The sequence below is a fragment of the Paracidovorax wautersii genome, assembly GCF_900113035.1.
Classification (GTDB): domain Bacteria; phylum Pseudomonadota; class Gammaproteobacteria; order Burkholderiales; family Burkholderiaceae_C; genus Paracidovorax; species Paracidovorax wautersii.
This window is the reverse complement of sequence record NZ_FONX01000001.1, coordinates 263,854-276,685: the sequence shown is the minus strand read 5'-3', so window position 1 is coordinate 276,685 and position 12,832 is coordinate 263,854. Positions and strand designations below refer to the sequence as shown.

Here is a 12,832-nt window from a genome sequence, read left to right as displayed (position 1 = left end):
CGCCATGAAAATGATCACCGCCGTCATCAAGCCCTTCAAGCTCGAAGAGGTCCGCGAAGCGCTGGCCGATTGCGGCGTCACCGGCCTGACCGTGACCGAGGTGAAGGGCTTCGGCCGCCAGAAGGGCCACACCGAGCTCTACCGCGGCGCCGAGTACGTGGTGGACTTCCTGCCCAAGGTGAAGGTCGAGGTGGTGGTGCGCACCGAAGACGTGGAGCGCTGCGTGGACGCCATCGTGGGCGCGGCGCGCACCGGCAAGATCGGCGACGGCAAGATCTTCGTGACGGCCGTGGAGCGCGTGGTGCGCATCCGCACGGGCGACCTGGACGAAGCCGCCGTCTGAGGCCGGGCATCCATCGGCGAACGGGGCGGGCGCCGCAGGGCTGCCTGCCGCCGCCGCGCTACGCCCGAAGTCAGATCACTTCGCGCAGCGGAACCTCGTCCATGTTGCTGCCCGCTTCCTGCACCAGCGTGCGCAGCAGCGCATCCACCTCGGTATGGGTGGAGAGCAAGCCCATCTGCCAGTCGCTCATCAGGCCGCTCTGCACGCTGGTGTGCAGAAAGGCCAGCAGGCCGTCGTAGTAGCCATCGACGTTGAGCAGGCCCAGGGGCTTGTCGTGGTAGCCCAGCTGCCGCCAGGTCCAGACCTCGAACAGTTCCTCGAAGGTGCCGATGCCGCCGGGCAGCGCGACGAAGGCATCGCAGCGCTCTGCCATCATGGCCTTGCGCTCGTGCATGTTCTTCACGATGTGCAGCTCGTCGCACTGCTGGTTGGCCAGTTCCTTGTCCACCAGCGCCTGGGGGATCACGCCCAGCACGCGGCCGCCGGCCAGGCGGGTGGCCTCGGCCACGGTGCCCATCAGGCCGCTGCGGCCGCCGCCATAGACCAGCTGGCCGCCGCGCTCGCCGATCCAGCGGCCGACGGCCGTGGCGGCTTGCGCGAAGCGCGGGTTGTCGCCCGGGCGCGAGCCCAGATAGACGCAGATCGAGAAAGCGGGTTCGGCGGTATCAGCCATGGATGAAAAACCTCTGGTACAGGGCTGCGGCCCAGACGCCCGAGCACAGCAGCAGACTCAACAGCACTGCCGCGCTGCCCAGGTCCTTGGCGCGCTTGGACAGCGAATGCAGTTCGGGGCCCACGCGGTCGATGGCCGATTCCACCGCCGAATTGAGCAGCTCGGTGATCAGCACCAGCACGACGACGCCGACCAGCAGCGCCACCTCGACCCAGTTGCCGCCCACCCACCATGCCAGCGGCAGCAGCACGCAGGACAGGGCGATCTCGGTGCGGAAGGCTTTCTCGGTCCAGCCCGCGCGCAGGCCTTGCAGCGAGTAGCCGGTGGCGTGCCATACGCGGCGCAAGCCGGTGCGGGCTTTGTGGGGGTGGGGTGTATGGGGCAAAGAGGACATGGGCGCAGGAAAGCTATTTTGTCGCAGGAAGGCGCGCTCGGGATGACGGCTGGGGCCGTCGCCGGCGCCAAGGGGCGCGACGCGCGGTCGGCGGAACGTGGCGGGGGCCTGGCTCCGGGCACTCAGCGCCGCGGCGGGCGCGGCAGCTGGAAATGCACCAGGCGCGTGCCGGCCAGGGCGTCGTGCCAGAACTGCCGCTCCGGATGGAAGCGGCTGAGCAGGGCCCAGACGGCCACCCAGCCCAGCACGATGACGGCGGATTCGCCCGCCGGCAGCTGGAACGGGGCGATGGCCGCCAGCGGCGGCAAGAACCATAGCCAGCTGAGCGCATAGCGGGCGAGCGCCCGCCGCTGGCTGATGGCGCGGCCATCCTTGCCCACGATGCGGATATGCCAGGTCTTCATGGCCAGCGTCTGCCCCTTGGCCCAGAACCAGGTGAAGTAGATGCCGAACACCACGAAGAGGAAGGCCTGCAGCGCATGCCGGTTGTCCAGGGCGTTGCGGGTCTGGCTCAGCGTGCCGAAGAGGTAGCCCGCGATGAAGACGATGCCGAACATCAGCATGCCTTCGTAGAGCCAGCAGGCCATGCGGCGCCACAGGGGCGGGGCGCCGAGGAAGGCGGCGGCGTCAGGGTGCGGGGCCGCCGCCGGCTCGGTGGCGGCGGGGAGGCGGGAGATCGGGGAGGCGGGCATGCGGCGGATGGGCGGCGGGTCGGATCGGCGGAGACGTCAGGGCGATGCGACACGCGGGAAGCGGCGCAGCGCCTATTGTGGCGCGTGCAGCGGCGTGAGATCGCGCGCCAGGGGCTCTGCCTGTGATGCCGCGGGGGCAGCAGCCGCGCCGCCGGGCGGCAACGGGGTCACGACGGCGGCAGCCGGCATGCTCACCGGCGCCGTTTCCACGCCCACCCCGCTGGCGGAGGCAGGCATCATGGGCCAGGCCGTGGGCACCGGCAGGGCCTGCAGTGTGTGGGTCTCGTTGATGCGCGGGATCTTGGGCAGATTGGGCGCGCTGGCCGACTTCGCGGCGGCGGCGGTGGCCGCCGGCACCTTGGCCAGCTTGCGTGCTGCGCTGGGCCGCAGGGCGGTGGCGGCGCCGGCCGGCTTGGGCGCGGCGTGCGCTGCGAGCCGGTGCTTTTCTTCCGCGCTCAAGGCCTGATAGGCCTCCCACTTGGCGCGCTTGTTGTCCGCCGTCATGCGGGAGGTGGCGGCGTAGTTGAACCGGGCCTGGTTGCGCTGCTGGATGCTGAGGTTGGCCCATTCGGTCATGCGCTCGACCATCTTGCGGCGCTCTTCGTGGGGGAGCGACCTGAAGCTGGCGGCGAGGTTCAGCCAGTGCCGCTTCTGCGCCTCGCTCAGCACGGGCCAGCGCTCGTTCAGCGGCGCCAGCGCTTCCTGCTGGGCGGTGGTCAGATCGTCCCAGGCCGGGCCGCCGGTTTCGGCGGGCTCAGGCATCCGCACGGGGCGCACGGTGGAACTGCGGGCGGCATGCGGCTGCGGCGACAGGGCCTGGGCGGGAATCGCCGTGCCGGGCGCCATGCGCACCTGCGTCACCGCACGCCATCCGCCCCAACTCAGTGCGCCCAGCAACGCAAAAGCCAGCACGGCGGCTGGCAGGATGCGGGGGGCGTCGGTCAGGCTGGGTGGCATGCAGTGGTGTCGTGCAGATTCAGCGGCTCTCGTTGGCCGTCTTGAGGTATTGGAGGAAGCCCGGGTCGGCATAGGCCTGCGGGGGCAGATCGTCGGTCAGCAGGGCGGTATCGACTTCGGTGATCTCCGAGGAACTGGATTCGTCCTGCGTGACGTTGATGAACACCAAGCCGACCAGCAGGGCCGTGAGCGGCACGGCCGACACCAGCGCGCGCCACCAGTTGCCGCCTTCGCCGCCCCAGCCCATCGTGGCGACGCCATTGCCGGCGGCCACCACGGCGGGCGCGGTGGCCGTCTGCCGCACGGGGACGGCGACCGGCTTGCGGCGCTTGTCCAGCGCCTGCATGCGCGCGGCGCGCAGGCGCTCGGAGATGTCGTAGGGCAGGGCGCTCGCGCCTTCCGTCAGGCGCGCGGCAACGCGGCGCGCATAGCGGTCGGCGAAGAGTTCGGCAGAGACGGAAGGTGGGCGGTTCATAGTTCGATTCCTTTGGCCTTGAGCACCTTGGCCAGGGTCTGGACTGCACGGAAGCAGTGCGTTTTCACGCTGCCTTCGGAGCAGCCCATGGCGGCTGCGGTTTCTGCAACATCCATTTCCTCCCAGTAACGCATCAGGAAGGCTTCCCGTTGACGGGGCGGCAGTTCCTGGATCTCGGCCTCGATGTCGCGGAACACCTGCGCGCGGCGCGCCAGGTCTTCGGCGCTCTGCGCGGTTTCGCCGTCCTCGGGGCCGGCATAGGCTTCCAGCAGGTCGAAATCGCCGCCGTCGTCGTCGGGGCCCTCGAAGTCGCTCATGCTGGAGAAAAGCGCATTGCGCGTCTTCTGCCGGCGGAACCAGTCGAGCGTGCAGTTCGAGAGGATGCGCTGGAACAGCATGGGCAGCTCGCCGGGCGGCTTGTCCCCATAGTGCTCTGCCAGCTTGAGCATGCTGTCCTGGACGATGTCCAGAGCGGCTTCCTCGTTGCGCACGTGGTAGAGCGAGCGCTTGAACGCTCGCTTTTCAACGCCTTTGAGGAAGTCTGACAGTTCTCGTTCGGTGGCCAAGAGTCGAAGAGCCCGCGTGGGGCGGGCAAAAGGGCGGGGCGGGCCGCATGTGCAGCAGGCCAGCCGAAGCCCGCGATTATGGCACCGGCCGTTTATTTTTCCGACATGCGGACTACCCCAGGGCCGGCGGTGACATAATCCGCGTCGCAAGTCAAAAGGCAAACGGGTCCCGGTCCGGCGCAGCAATCATCTCGCCCATGGCCGCGGCCTCAAGTTCTGAGGCGGCTTCACAAGAGCCGGTCCGAGGGGCACCCAAGGTTTTTCGTCAGAGAAATTCGCAAAGGTTGATCATGGAAATCTCCAAGGCCGAAATCGCATCGGCAACGGCCGCCGCACAAGGCGCCGCCGGCTCCCAGGACCTCATGGGCGCCGAAATCCTCATCAAATCCCTGCAGGCCGAGAACGTCCAATACATCTGGGGCTATCCCGGTGGCGCCGTTCTGTACATCTACGACGCGCTCTACAAGCAGGACACCATTCAGCACGTGCTGGTGCGCCACGAACAGGCCGCCGTGCATGCCGCCGACGGCTATGCCCGCGCCACCGGCGAAGTGGGCGTGGCCCTCGTCACCTCCGGCCCGGGCCTGACCAATGCGGTCACCGGCATCGCCACGGCGTACATGGATTCGATCCCCATGGTGATCATCTCCGGCCAGGTGCCCACTGCCGCGATCGGCCTGGACGCCTTCCAGGAATGCGACACCGTCGGCATCACGCGCCCCATCGTCAAGCACAACTTCCTGGTCAAGGACGCACGCGATCTCGCCTCCACGCTGAAGAAGGCTTTCCACATCGCCCGCACCGGCCGTCCCGGCCCCGTGGTGGTCGATATCCCGAAGGACGTGTCCTTCAAGAAGGTGCCCTACAGCGGCTACCCGCAGTCGGTGGAAATGCGCTCGTACAACCCGGTGCGCAAGGGCCACGGCGGCCAGATCCGCAAGGCGCTGCAGCTGCTGCTGACCGCCAAGCGCCCCTACATCTACACCGGCGGCGGCGTGCTGCTGGGCAATGCCACCAACGAGCTGCGCACGCTGGTGGACATGCTGGGCTATCCGGTCACCAACACGCTGATGGGCCTGGGCGCCTATCCGGCCAGCGACCGCAAGTTCCTGGGCATGCTGGGCATGCACGGCACGATCGAGGCCAACAACGCCATGCAGCACTGCGACGTGCTGCTGGCCGTGGGCGCGCGCTTCGACGACCGCGTGATCGGCAACGTGAAGCACTTCGCGCAGAACGACCGCAAGATCATCCACGTGGACATCGACCCGTCGTCCATCTCCAAGCGCGTGAAGGTCGATATCCCGATCGTCGGCGATGTGAAGGACGTGCTGACCGAGCTGATCTCCATGATCCGCGAGACCACGACCCGCCCCGATGCCGGCGCGCTGGCCGCGTGGTGGGACCAGATCGAAGGCTGGCGCAAGCGCGACTGCCTGAAGTACGACCGCGGCAACCAGGAAGTCATCAAGCCGCAGTTCGTGGTCGAGACGCTCTGGAACATGACCAAGGACGCCGATGCCTACATCACGTCCGACGTGGGCCAGCACCAGATGTGGGCCGCGCAGTACTACCGCTTCGACGAGCCGCGCCGCTGGATCAACTCAGGCGGCCTGGGCACCATGGGCGTCGGCATTCCCTACGCCATGGGCATCAAGCTGGCCAAGCCCCAGTCGGAAGTGTTCTGCATCACGGGCGAAGGCTCGGTGCAGATGAACATCCAGGAACTGGCTACCTGCCGCCAGTACGACACGCCCATCGTCATCTGCGCGCTGAACAACCGCTTCCTGGGCATGGTGCGCCAGTGGCAGGAGATCGAATACTCCGGCCGCTACAGCCACAGCTACATGGATTCGCTGCCCGACTTCGTGAAGCTGGCCGAGGCCTATGGCCACGTCGGCATGCTGATCGAGCGCCCCGAGGACGTGGAGCCCGCGCTGCGCGAGGCCCGCCGCCTGAAGGACCGCACCGTGTTCATCGACTTCCGCACCGACCCCACCGAGAACGTGTTCCCGATGGTGCAGGCCGGCAAGGGCATCACCGAAATGCTGCTGGGATCGGAAGATCTCTGAGGCGAATCGGTCTGCAGCGCTTGTCCATCAAGCGCTATCAGCTATCGAATAGATAGCAAAATCACTTCGAAGAATCGACGAATCTATTGCCTGCCAAGCCCGACGCTTACCGGCGCCGGGGGAGGGCAGCAAAAAGAGGAATCTGCATCCATGAAACACATCATCGCCGTCCTGCTGGAAAACGAACCCGGTGCGCTGTCGCGCGTCGTCGGCCTCTTTTCCGCGCGGGGCTACAACATCGAATCGCTGACCGTGGCGCCCACCGAGGACGCATCGCTGTCGCGCATGACCATCCAGACCCATGGCTCGGAAGACGTGATCGAGCAGATCACCAAGCACCTGAACCGCCTGATCGAGGTGGTGAAGGTGGTCGATCTGACCGAAGGCGCCTACACCGAGCGCGAGCTGATGATGGTAAAGGTGCGCGCCGTCGGCAAGGAGCGCGAGGAGATGAAGCGCATGGCCGACATCTTCCGCGGCCGCATCATCGACGTGACCGAGAAGAGCTACACCATCGAGCTGACGGGCGACCAGTCCAAGAACGATGCCTTCCTGCAGGCCATTGACCGCACGGCCATCCTGGAGACGGTGCGTACCGGCGCCAGCGGCATCGGCCGGGGCGAGCGCATCCTGCGCGTGTGAGCCGCGCCAGATTTCCTTCCTTTTTCAATTTCCCCCTGACAACGCATATCAACCGGAGCGACCCATGAAAGTTTTCTACGACAAAGACACCGACCTGAGCCTCATCAAGGGCAAGACCGTGGCCATCATCGGCTACGGCTCGCAAGGCCATGCCCATGCACAGAACCTGAACGACAGCGGCGTGAAGGTGGTGGTCGGCCTGCGCAAGGGCGGCGCCTCGTGGGACAAGGTCGGCAAGGCCGGCCTGACGGTGATGGAAGTCAACGACGCAGTGAAGGCCGCCGACGTGGTCATGATCCTGCTGCCGGACGAAGACATCGCTGCCGTCTACAAGAACAACGTCGAGCCCAACATCAAGCAAGGCGCATCGCTGGCCTTCGCCCACGGCTTCAACGTGCACTACAACCAGGTCGTGCCCCGCGCCGATCTGGACGTGTGGATGGTCGCCCCCAAGGCCCCCGGCCACACCGTGCGCAACACCTACACCCAGGGTGGCGGCGTGCCCCACCTGGTGGCCGTGCACCAGGACAAGTCCGGCAAGGCCCGTGACCTGGCCCTGAGCTACGCTGCAGCCAACGGCGGCGGCAAGGCCGGCATCATCGAGACCTCGTTCAAGGAAGAGACCGAGACCGACCTGTTCGGCGAACAGGCCGTGCTGTGCGGCGGCGCCGTCGAGCTGATCAAGATGGGCTACGAAACCCTGGTCGAAGCCGGCTACGCGCCTGAAATGGCCTACTTCGAGTGCCTGCACGAGCTCAAGCTCATCGTCGATCTGATCTACGAAGGCGGCATCGCCAACATGAACTACTCGATCTCGAACAACGCCGAGTTCGGCGAGTACGTGACCGGCCCCGAAGTGATCAACGAGCAGTCGCGCGCCGCCATGCGCAAAGCCCTCAAGCGCATCCAGAACGGCGACTACGCCAAGATGTTCATCCAGGAAGGCCGCCTGAACTACCCGAGCATGACGGCCCGCCGCCGCAACACCGCCGACCACAGCATCGAAGTGGTGGGTGGCAAGCTGCGCGCCATGATGCCCTGGATCGCCAAGAACAAGCTGGTGGACCAGACGCGCAACTGATCGCGTCTCCACCTGCCGGCGCCCCCGGGCGCCGCGACTTCGAAGGCCACCGCTTGCGGTGGCCTTTTTCATGGGCGCACGGGTTCGGGGCCCGGCCGAGCCCGCCACAAGCCCTACACTGCGCACTTCGCGCGCTGGCAGTCGGTGCCGATGAGTATGATTTTGATAGCGCCATGCCCAGGTCCGGCATGCGCTGGAGGCCAATTTGATGCATAAAGAAAATGAGGGTGCGCGCTCGGCGGACGTGCTGGTGCGCCGGCGGCGCAAGGGCATCTACATCCTGCCGAACCTCTTCACCCTGGCCGCGCTGTTCGGCGGCTTCTACGCCATCGTGATGGCGATGGACGGCCGCTTCGACATGGCGGCCGTCGGCATCTTCTGCGCCATGGTGCTCGACAGCCTCGACGGCCGCGTCGCGCGCATGACCAACACCCAGAGCGCGTTCGGCGAGCAGATGGACTCGCTCTCCGACATGGTGTCCTTCGGCGCGGCACCTGCGCTCATCGCCTACGAATGGTCGCTGCGCGGCCTGGGGCGCTGGGGCTGGATCGCTGCCTTCGTCTATTGCGCCTGCGCTGCGCTGCGGCTGGCGCGCTTCAACGTCAACACCGGCGTGGTGGACAAGCGCTACTTCCAGGGCCTGCCATCGCCTGCGGCGGCGGCGCTGGTGGCCGGCTTCATCTGGCTGATGACGGCCATCGGCGTGCAGCCCGGCGTCGACGACGCCTGGCTCAGCTGGACGCAGATCACCTGGATCACCTTCGGCTTCACGCTGTATGCCGGCCTCACCATGGTGACCAACGTGCCGTTCTACAGCTTCAAGGACATCCAGATGAAGCGCAGCGTGCCGTTCGCCGCCATCGTGCTCATCGCGCTGGTGATCGCCGTCATCAACATCCATCCGCCGACCGTGCTCTTCAGCGTGTTCGTGCTGTATGGCCTCTCGGGCTACGGCGTCTATGCCTGGCGCAAGGCCAAGGGGCAGCACAGCAGCGTCATCAGCATCTCCACCGACGAGCCGGACGAGCGCGGCCTGCACAAGTAAATAGCCGCCATCCGTTGTGCTACATTGCCCGGCTATGCCGCCGGGCGCCCGAGCGCAAAACCCCAAGGCCCGCCTGCCCCCGCAGCGGGCCTTTTGTCTGTGCGACGAGCCCAGTCGCAGTGGCACATCGCAGTGCCGCCCCGGCGAGCGGAACCCCACCAGAGGAGCAAAAGAATGGCTGACAAACTGATCATTTTCGACACCACCTTGCGCGATGGCGAGCAGTCGCCCGGCGCATCGATGACGCGCGACGAGAAGCTGCGCATCGCCCGCCAGCTTGAGCGGCTCAAGGTGGACGTGATCGAAGCCGGCTTCGCCGCCAGCTCCAACGGTGACTTCGAGGCCGTGCAGTCCATTGCCCAGGCCATCAAGGATTCGACCGTCTGCTCGCTCTCGCGCGCCAACGACCGCGACATCAGCCGCGCGGCCGAGGCCCTCAAGGACGCCAACAGCGCCCGCATCCACACCTTCATCGCCACCAGCCCGCTGCACATGGAAAAGAAGCTCCGCATGACGCCGGAGCAGGTGCTGGAGCAGGCCAAGCAGTCGGTGCGCTTCGCGCGCAACCTGGTGGGCGACATCGAATTCAGCCCGGAAGACGGCTACCGCAGCGAGATGGACTTCCTCTGCCGCGTGCTGGAGGCCGTGATCGCCGAGGGCGCCACCACCATCAACGTGCCCGACACCGTGGGCTACGCCGTGCCCGAGCTCTACGGCAACTTCATCAAGACGCTGCGCGAACGCATTCCCAACAGCGACAAGGCGATCTGGTCCGTGCATTGCCACAACGACCTGGGCATGGCCGTGGCCAACTCGCTGGCCGGCGTGCAGATCGGCGGCGCGCGCCAGGTGGAGTGCACCATCAACGGCCTGGGCGAGCGTGCCGGCAACTGCTCGCTCGAAGAGGTGGTGATGGCCGTCAAGACGCGCCGCGACTACTTCAACCTCGAACTCGGCATCGACACCCAGCACATCGTGGCGGCCAGCCGCATGGTCAGCCAGACCACCGGCTTCGTCGTGCAGCCCAACAAGGCCGTGGTCGGCGCCAACGCCTTCGCCCACGCCTCCGGCATCCACCAGGACGGCGTGCTCAAGGCCCGCGACACCTACGAGATCATGCGCGCCGAAGACGTGGGCTGGTCGGCCAACAAGATCGTTCTGGGCAAGCTCAGCGGCCGCAACGCCTTCAAGCAGCGCCTGCAGGAGCTGGGTGTGCAGCTGGAGAGCGAGGGCGAGATCAATGCCGCCTTCTCTAAGTTCAAGGAACTGGCCGACCGCAAGAGCGAGATCTTCGACGAGGACATCCTGGCGCTGGTCAGCGACGAGAGCGTCACGGCCGAGCGCGAGACCTATGGCTTCGTGTCGCTGTCCCAGCACAGCGAGACCGGCGAACGCCCGCAGGCGAACATCGTCTTCACGGTCGAGGGCCGCGAGGTGCGCGCCACCTCCGAAGGCAACGGCCCGGTGGACGCATCGCTCAAGGCCATCGAGACGCAGGTCCAGAGCGGCGCTGAGATGGTGCTCTATTCGGTGAACGCCATCAGCGGCTCCACCGAGAGCCAGGGCGAGGTCACGGTGCGCCTGCAAAGCAGCGGCCGGGTGGTGAACGGGGTTGGTTCGGACCCGGACATCATCGTCGCGTCAGCCAAGGCCTACCTCAGCGCGTTGAACAAGTTACAAAGTAAAGCCGAGCGGGTTGCAGCCCAAGGCTGATCCGCAAATTTATAATTTCAGGCAGTTTCTAAAAGAGTCGCGCAAGGCCTTGATCTTGCGCGACTTTTTTTGATTTCGTACACTGATACACAATTTTTTCCCGCTTGGAGCACTCTGATGCATGCACGCCCCGGCATCGCCGCCCGTTTCGCCCACGCCCTGGCCTTCCTCGCTCTCAGCGTCGCGCTCGTCTCTCCCGGTGCCCACGCGGCCGAGCGCAAGAAGGTCGTGGTGAAGAAACATGCCACTTCGGCGACGGCCAAGCGTGCGGTGGCGAGCTCCTCCACCAAGGTGTCGCGCAAGACCGTGACGCGTGTCAAGGCGACGCGCGTCGTCTCGCGCAGCGCTGCCTCCCCGGTGCGCGCCGCGGCCTTCGTGCCTGAACGCCAGTCCTTCGGCCAGCAGGCCGGCCTGCACCAGGTGACCGATCCGCTCGACCTGAAGTCCAGCGTGGCCCTGGTGGTGGACCAGGACACGAACGAAGTGCTGCTCAGCAAGAACGACCACGCCGTGCTGCCGATCGCCTCGATCACCAAGCTGATGACCGGCCTGCTGATCTCCCAGGCCCGCCTGCCGATGGACGAACCCATCACCATCACGCAGGAAGACGTGGACATGGAGAAGTTCAGCAGCTCGCGCCTGCGTGTGGGCACCACGCTCACGCGCGGCGAACTGCTGCACCTGGCGCTGATGTCCAGCGAGAACCGTGCCGCCCACGCCCTGGGCCGCACCTACCCCGGTGGCCTGAACGCCTTCGTGGCTCAGATGAACCTCAAGGCCAAGCTGCTGGGCATGACCGAAACCCACTACGTGGAGCCCACCGGCCTGTCGAGCCACAACCAGTCCAGCGCACGCGATCTGGCGACGCTGGTGAACGTGGCCCACGGCGATCCGCTGCTGCGTGAACTGACCACGTCGCCCAGCTACGCCGTCGAAGTCGGCCACCGCACCCTGCAGTTCAACACCACCAACCGCCTGGTGAAGAACCCCAACTGGGACATCGGCCTGCAGAAGACCGGCTACATCTCCGAAGCCGGCCGCTGCCTGGTGATGCAGACCAAGATCGCCGGCCGCAAGCTGATCATGGTGTTCCTCGATTCCGCAGGCAAGTTCAGCCGCCTGGGCGATGCCGAGCGGGTGCGCAACTGGGTGGAATCGCTGCCGGCGCTGGGCAGCGAGAAGAGCTTTCACGCCGGCGTTTCGACGCCTTCGATGAAGTAAATCCCGTTGAGTGATTCACGCGGCAGGCCTTCTGCCGCAGCCGCCCGGGGCCTGGGCGGCACATCAAGGGAGCTCTGCGCCCTTTTTGCAGAAGGGGCGCCAGCAGAAGCTCGCCATCTTCCTGGTCTGGCTATTCAGCGATCGCTTGCGTGAGCGCCGTGCGCCGGCCGTTCACGTATCCCAGGGCCTGGGAGATCGCATCCGCCGTGGATTGCAGCTTGGGCAGCCAGCCCTCGTCCAGCCGATCGGCCGGAGCCGAGATCGAGAGACCCGCCACCAGCTGGCCCTGGTCGTCGAAGATGCCCGCGGCCATGCAGCGCACACCCAGTTCCAGTTCTTCATTGTCCCGGGCGATGCCGTACTGGCGCGCCTTGCCGAGTTCGCGCTCCAGGATCGGCAATTGCGTGATGCTGTTGCGCGTGTGGCCGGCGAGGCCCGTGCGGGTGGCATAGGAGCGCACGCGCTGCGGATCGTCGGCCGCGAGGAAGAGCTTGCCGGTCGATGTGAGGTGCAGGGGCGCGCGGCCCCCGATGGCGCGCACGACCTGCATGCCGGAGCGTTCGCTGTAGGCGCGCTCGATATAGACGATCTCGTCGCCCTGGCGCATGCTGAGGTTGACCGGCTGCTGGATCAGCTTGTGCAGCTGGCGCATGGGCGCGAGCGAGGCATCGCGCACGCTGAGCCGCGCCTTGACCAGGTTGCCCAGTTCCAGAAGCCGCATGCCCAGGCGGTAGCTGCCCGATTCGGGGCGGTCCACGAAGCGGCCGATGGTCAGGTCGTTCAGGATGCGGTGCGCGGTGGAGGGATGCAGCCCCGTCTTCTCGCTGATCTCCTTGAGCGAGATCGCCTCTTCGCGCGAAGCGAGCACGTCGATCAGGGTGAACATCCGCTCCAGCACCTGCACGCTGGGCTTGGACTGAACGTCGGAAGGATTTTTTTTCATGGGCGTAGCGAAGGC

14 protein-coding genes are annotated in these 12,832 nt (G+C 66.3%); 7 read left to right on the top strand and 7 right to left on the bottom strand.

Annotated elements, in window-relative coordinates; translation table 11 throughout:
* Positions 1–4: 4 nt before the first annotated feature.
* Positions 5–343, top strand: coding sequence for a P-II family nitrogen regulator (locus tag BM070_RS01145; protein ID WP_092936752.1), 339 nt, complete (start codon positions 5–7; stop codon positions 341–343).
* Between the two features lie 70 nt (positions 344–413).
* Here the strand turns inward: BM070_RS01145 and BM070_RS01140 are convergent, their stop codons facing one another.
* The 6 genes from BM070_RS01140 to BM070_RS01115 all read right to left on the bottom strand — a co-directional run bounded on the left by BM070_RS01140 (position 414) and on the right by BM070_RS01115 (position 4,100).
* Positions 414–1,016 carry an LOG family protein gene (locus BM070_RS01140; protein ID WP_092936750.1) on the bottom strand — a complete coding sequence of 201 codons (603 nt, stop codon included), beginning with the start codon at positions 1,014–1,016 and terminating at the stop codon, positions 414–416.
* A complete protein-coding gene (locus tag BM070_RS01135) occupies positions 1,009–1,410 on the bottom strand; it encodes a diacylglycerol kinase (RefSeq protein ID WP_092936748.1) in 402 nt (133 codons plus the stop codon). Before BM070_RS01135 ends, BM070_RS01140 begins: the two co-directional genes overlap by 8 nt.
* A 122-nt stretch (positions 1,411–1,532) precedes the next feature.
* On the bottom strand, positions 1,533–2,102 hold the full coding sequence (locus BM070_RS01130; protein WP_092936746.1) for an RDD family protein: 570 nt from the start codon (positions 2,100–2,102) through the stop codon (positions 1,533–1,535).
* Positions 2,103–2,174: 72 nt separating this feature from the next.
* Positions 2,175–3,059, bottom strand: a complete 885-nt coding sequence (locus BM070_RS01125) for a DUF3106 domain-containing protein (protein ID WP_092936744.1) — start codon at positions 3,057–3,059, stop codon at positions 2,175–2,177.
* 19 nt (positions 3,060–3,078) lie between these two features.
* The gene (locus BM070_RS01120; protein ID WP_092936742.1) at positions 3,079–3,534 is read right to left on the bottom strand and encodes a DUF3619 family protein; all 456 of its coding nucleotides are present in this window, start codon (positions 3,532–3,534) and stop codon (positions 3,079–3,081) included.
* Positions 3,531–4,100, bottom strand: coding sequence for an RNA polymerase sigma factor (locus BM070_RS01115; protein WP_092936740.1), 570 nt, complete (start codon positions 4,098–4,100; stop codon positions 3,531–3,533). The genes BM070_RS01120 and BM070_RS01115 overlap by 4 nt, the downstream gene beginning before the upstream one ends.
* A 290-nt stretch (positions 4,101–4,390) precedes the next feature.
* Between BM070_RS01115 and BM070_RS01110 the strand changes: the two genes are divergently transcribed.
* The 6 genes from BM070_RS01110 (at position 4,391) to pbpG (ending at position 11,874) form a co-directional block, all read left to right on the top strand.
* Positions 4,391–6,172 (top strand): acetolactate synthase 3 catalytic subunit, encoded by a 1,782-nt coding sequence (locus tag BM070_RS01110; protein ID WP_092936738.1) that lies wholly within the window; start codon positions 4,391–4,393, stop codon positions 6,170–6,172.
* Between the two features lie 150 nt (positions 6,173–6,322).
* Positions 6,323–6,814 (top strand): acetolactate synthase small subunit, encoded by a 492-nt coding sequence (ilvN, locus tag BM070_RS01105; RefSeq protein ID WP_011805034.1) that lies wholly within the window; start codon positions 6,323–6,325, stop codon positions 6,812–6,814.
* A 64-nt stretch (positions 6,815–6,878) separates the two neighbouring features.
* Entirely contained in the window at positions 6,879–7,895 is a 1,017-nt protein-coding gene (ilvC, locus tag BM070_RS01100) for a ketol-acid reductoisomerase (RefSeq protein WP_092936736.1), read from the top strand.
* Positions 7,896–8,103: 208 nt separating this feature from the next.
* Positions 8,104–8,940 carry a CDP-diacylglycerol--serine O-phosphatidyltransferase gene (gene pssA, locus BM070_RS01095; RefSeq protein ID WP_092936734.1) on the top strand — a complete coding sequence of 279 codons (837 nt, stop codon included), beginning with the start codon at positions 8,104–8,106 and terminating at the stop codon, positions 8,938–8,940.
* A gap of 174 nt (positions 8,941–9,114) precedes the next feature.
* Complete coding sequence (locus BM070_RS01090; protein ID WP_092936733.1) at positions 9,115–10,653, top strand: 2-isopropylmalate synthase; 1,539 nt, start codon at positions 9,115–9,117, stop codon at positions 10,651–10,653.
* 117 nt (positions 10,654–10,770) lie between these two features.
* A complete protein-coding gene (gene pbpG / locus BM070_RS01085) occupies positions 10,771–11,874 on the top strand; it encodes a D-alanyl-D-alanine endopeptidase (RefSeq protein WP_092936731.1) in 1,104 nt (367 codons plus the stop codon).
* Between the two features lie 130 nt (positions 11,875–12,004).
* Here the strand turns inward: pbpG and BM070_RS01080 are convergent, their stop codons facing one another.
* Positions 12,005–12,817, bottom strand: a complete 813-nt coding sequence (locus BM070_RS01080; protein ID WP_092936729.1) for an IclR family transcriptional regulator — start codon at positions 12,815–12,817, stop codon at positions 12,005–12,007.
* Between the last annotated feature and the right edge of the window lie 15 nt (positions 12,818–12,832).

What these genes read in the sequence shown, in the direction of transcription:
- BM070_RS01145 (WP_092936752.1), top strand. Translation starts at nt 5, where the DNA reads ATGAAAATGATCACCGCCGTCATCAAGCCCTTCAAGCTCGAAGAGGTC.
- BM070_RS01140 (WP_092936750.1), bottom strand. Translation starts at nt 1,016, where the DNA reads ATGGCTGATACCGCCGAACCCGCTTTCTCGATCTGCGTCTATCTGGGC.
- BM070_RS01135 (WP_092936748.1), bottom strand. Translation starts at nt 1,410, where the DNA reads ATGTCCTCTTTGCCCCATACACCCCACCCCCACAAAGCCCGCACCGGC.
- BM070_RS01130 (WP_092936746.1), bottom strand. Translation starts at nt 2,102, where the DNA reads ATGCCCGCCTCCCCGATCTCCCGCCTCCCCGCCGCCACCGAGCCGGCG.
- BM070_RS01125 (WP_092936744.1), bottom strand. Translation starts at nt 3,059, where the DNA reads ATGCCACCCAGCCTGACCGACGCCCCCCGCATCCTGCCAGCCGCCGTG.
- BM070_RS01120 (WP_092936742.1), bottom strand. Translation starts at nt 3,534, where the DNA reads ATGAACCGCCCACCTTCCGTCTCTGCCGAACTCTTCGCCGACCGCTAT.
- BM070_RS01110 (WP_092936738.1), top strand. Translation starts at nt 4,391, where the DNA reads ATGGAAATCTCCAAGGCCGAAATCGCATCGGCAACGGCCGCCGCACAA.
- ilvN (WP_011805034.1), top strand. Translation starts at nt 6,323, where the DNA reads ATGAAACACATCATCGCCGTCCTGCTGGAAAACGAACCCGGTGCGCTG.
- ilvC (WP_092936736.1), top strand. Translation starts at nt 6,879, where the DNA reads ATGAAAGTTTTCTACGACAAAGACACCGACCTGAGCCTCATCAAGGGC.
- pssA (WP_092936734.1), top strand. Translation starts at nt 8,104, where the DNA reads ATGCATAAAGAAAATGAGGGTGCGCGCTCGGCGGACGTGCTGGTGCGC.
- BM070_RS01090 (WP_092936733.1), top strand. Translation starts at nt 9,115, where the DNA reads ATGGCTGACAAACTGATCATTTTCGACACCACCTTGCGCGATGGCGAG.
- pbpG (WP_092936731.1), top strand. Translation starts at nt 10,771, where the DNA reads ATGCATGCACGCCCCGGCATCGCCGCCCGTTTCGCCCACGCCCTGGCC.
- BM070_RS01080 (WP_092936729.1), bottom strand. Translation starts at nt 12,817, where the DNA reads ATGAAAAAAAATCCTTCCGACGTTCAGTCCAAGCCCAGCGTGCAGGTG.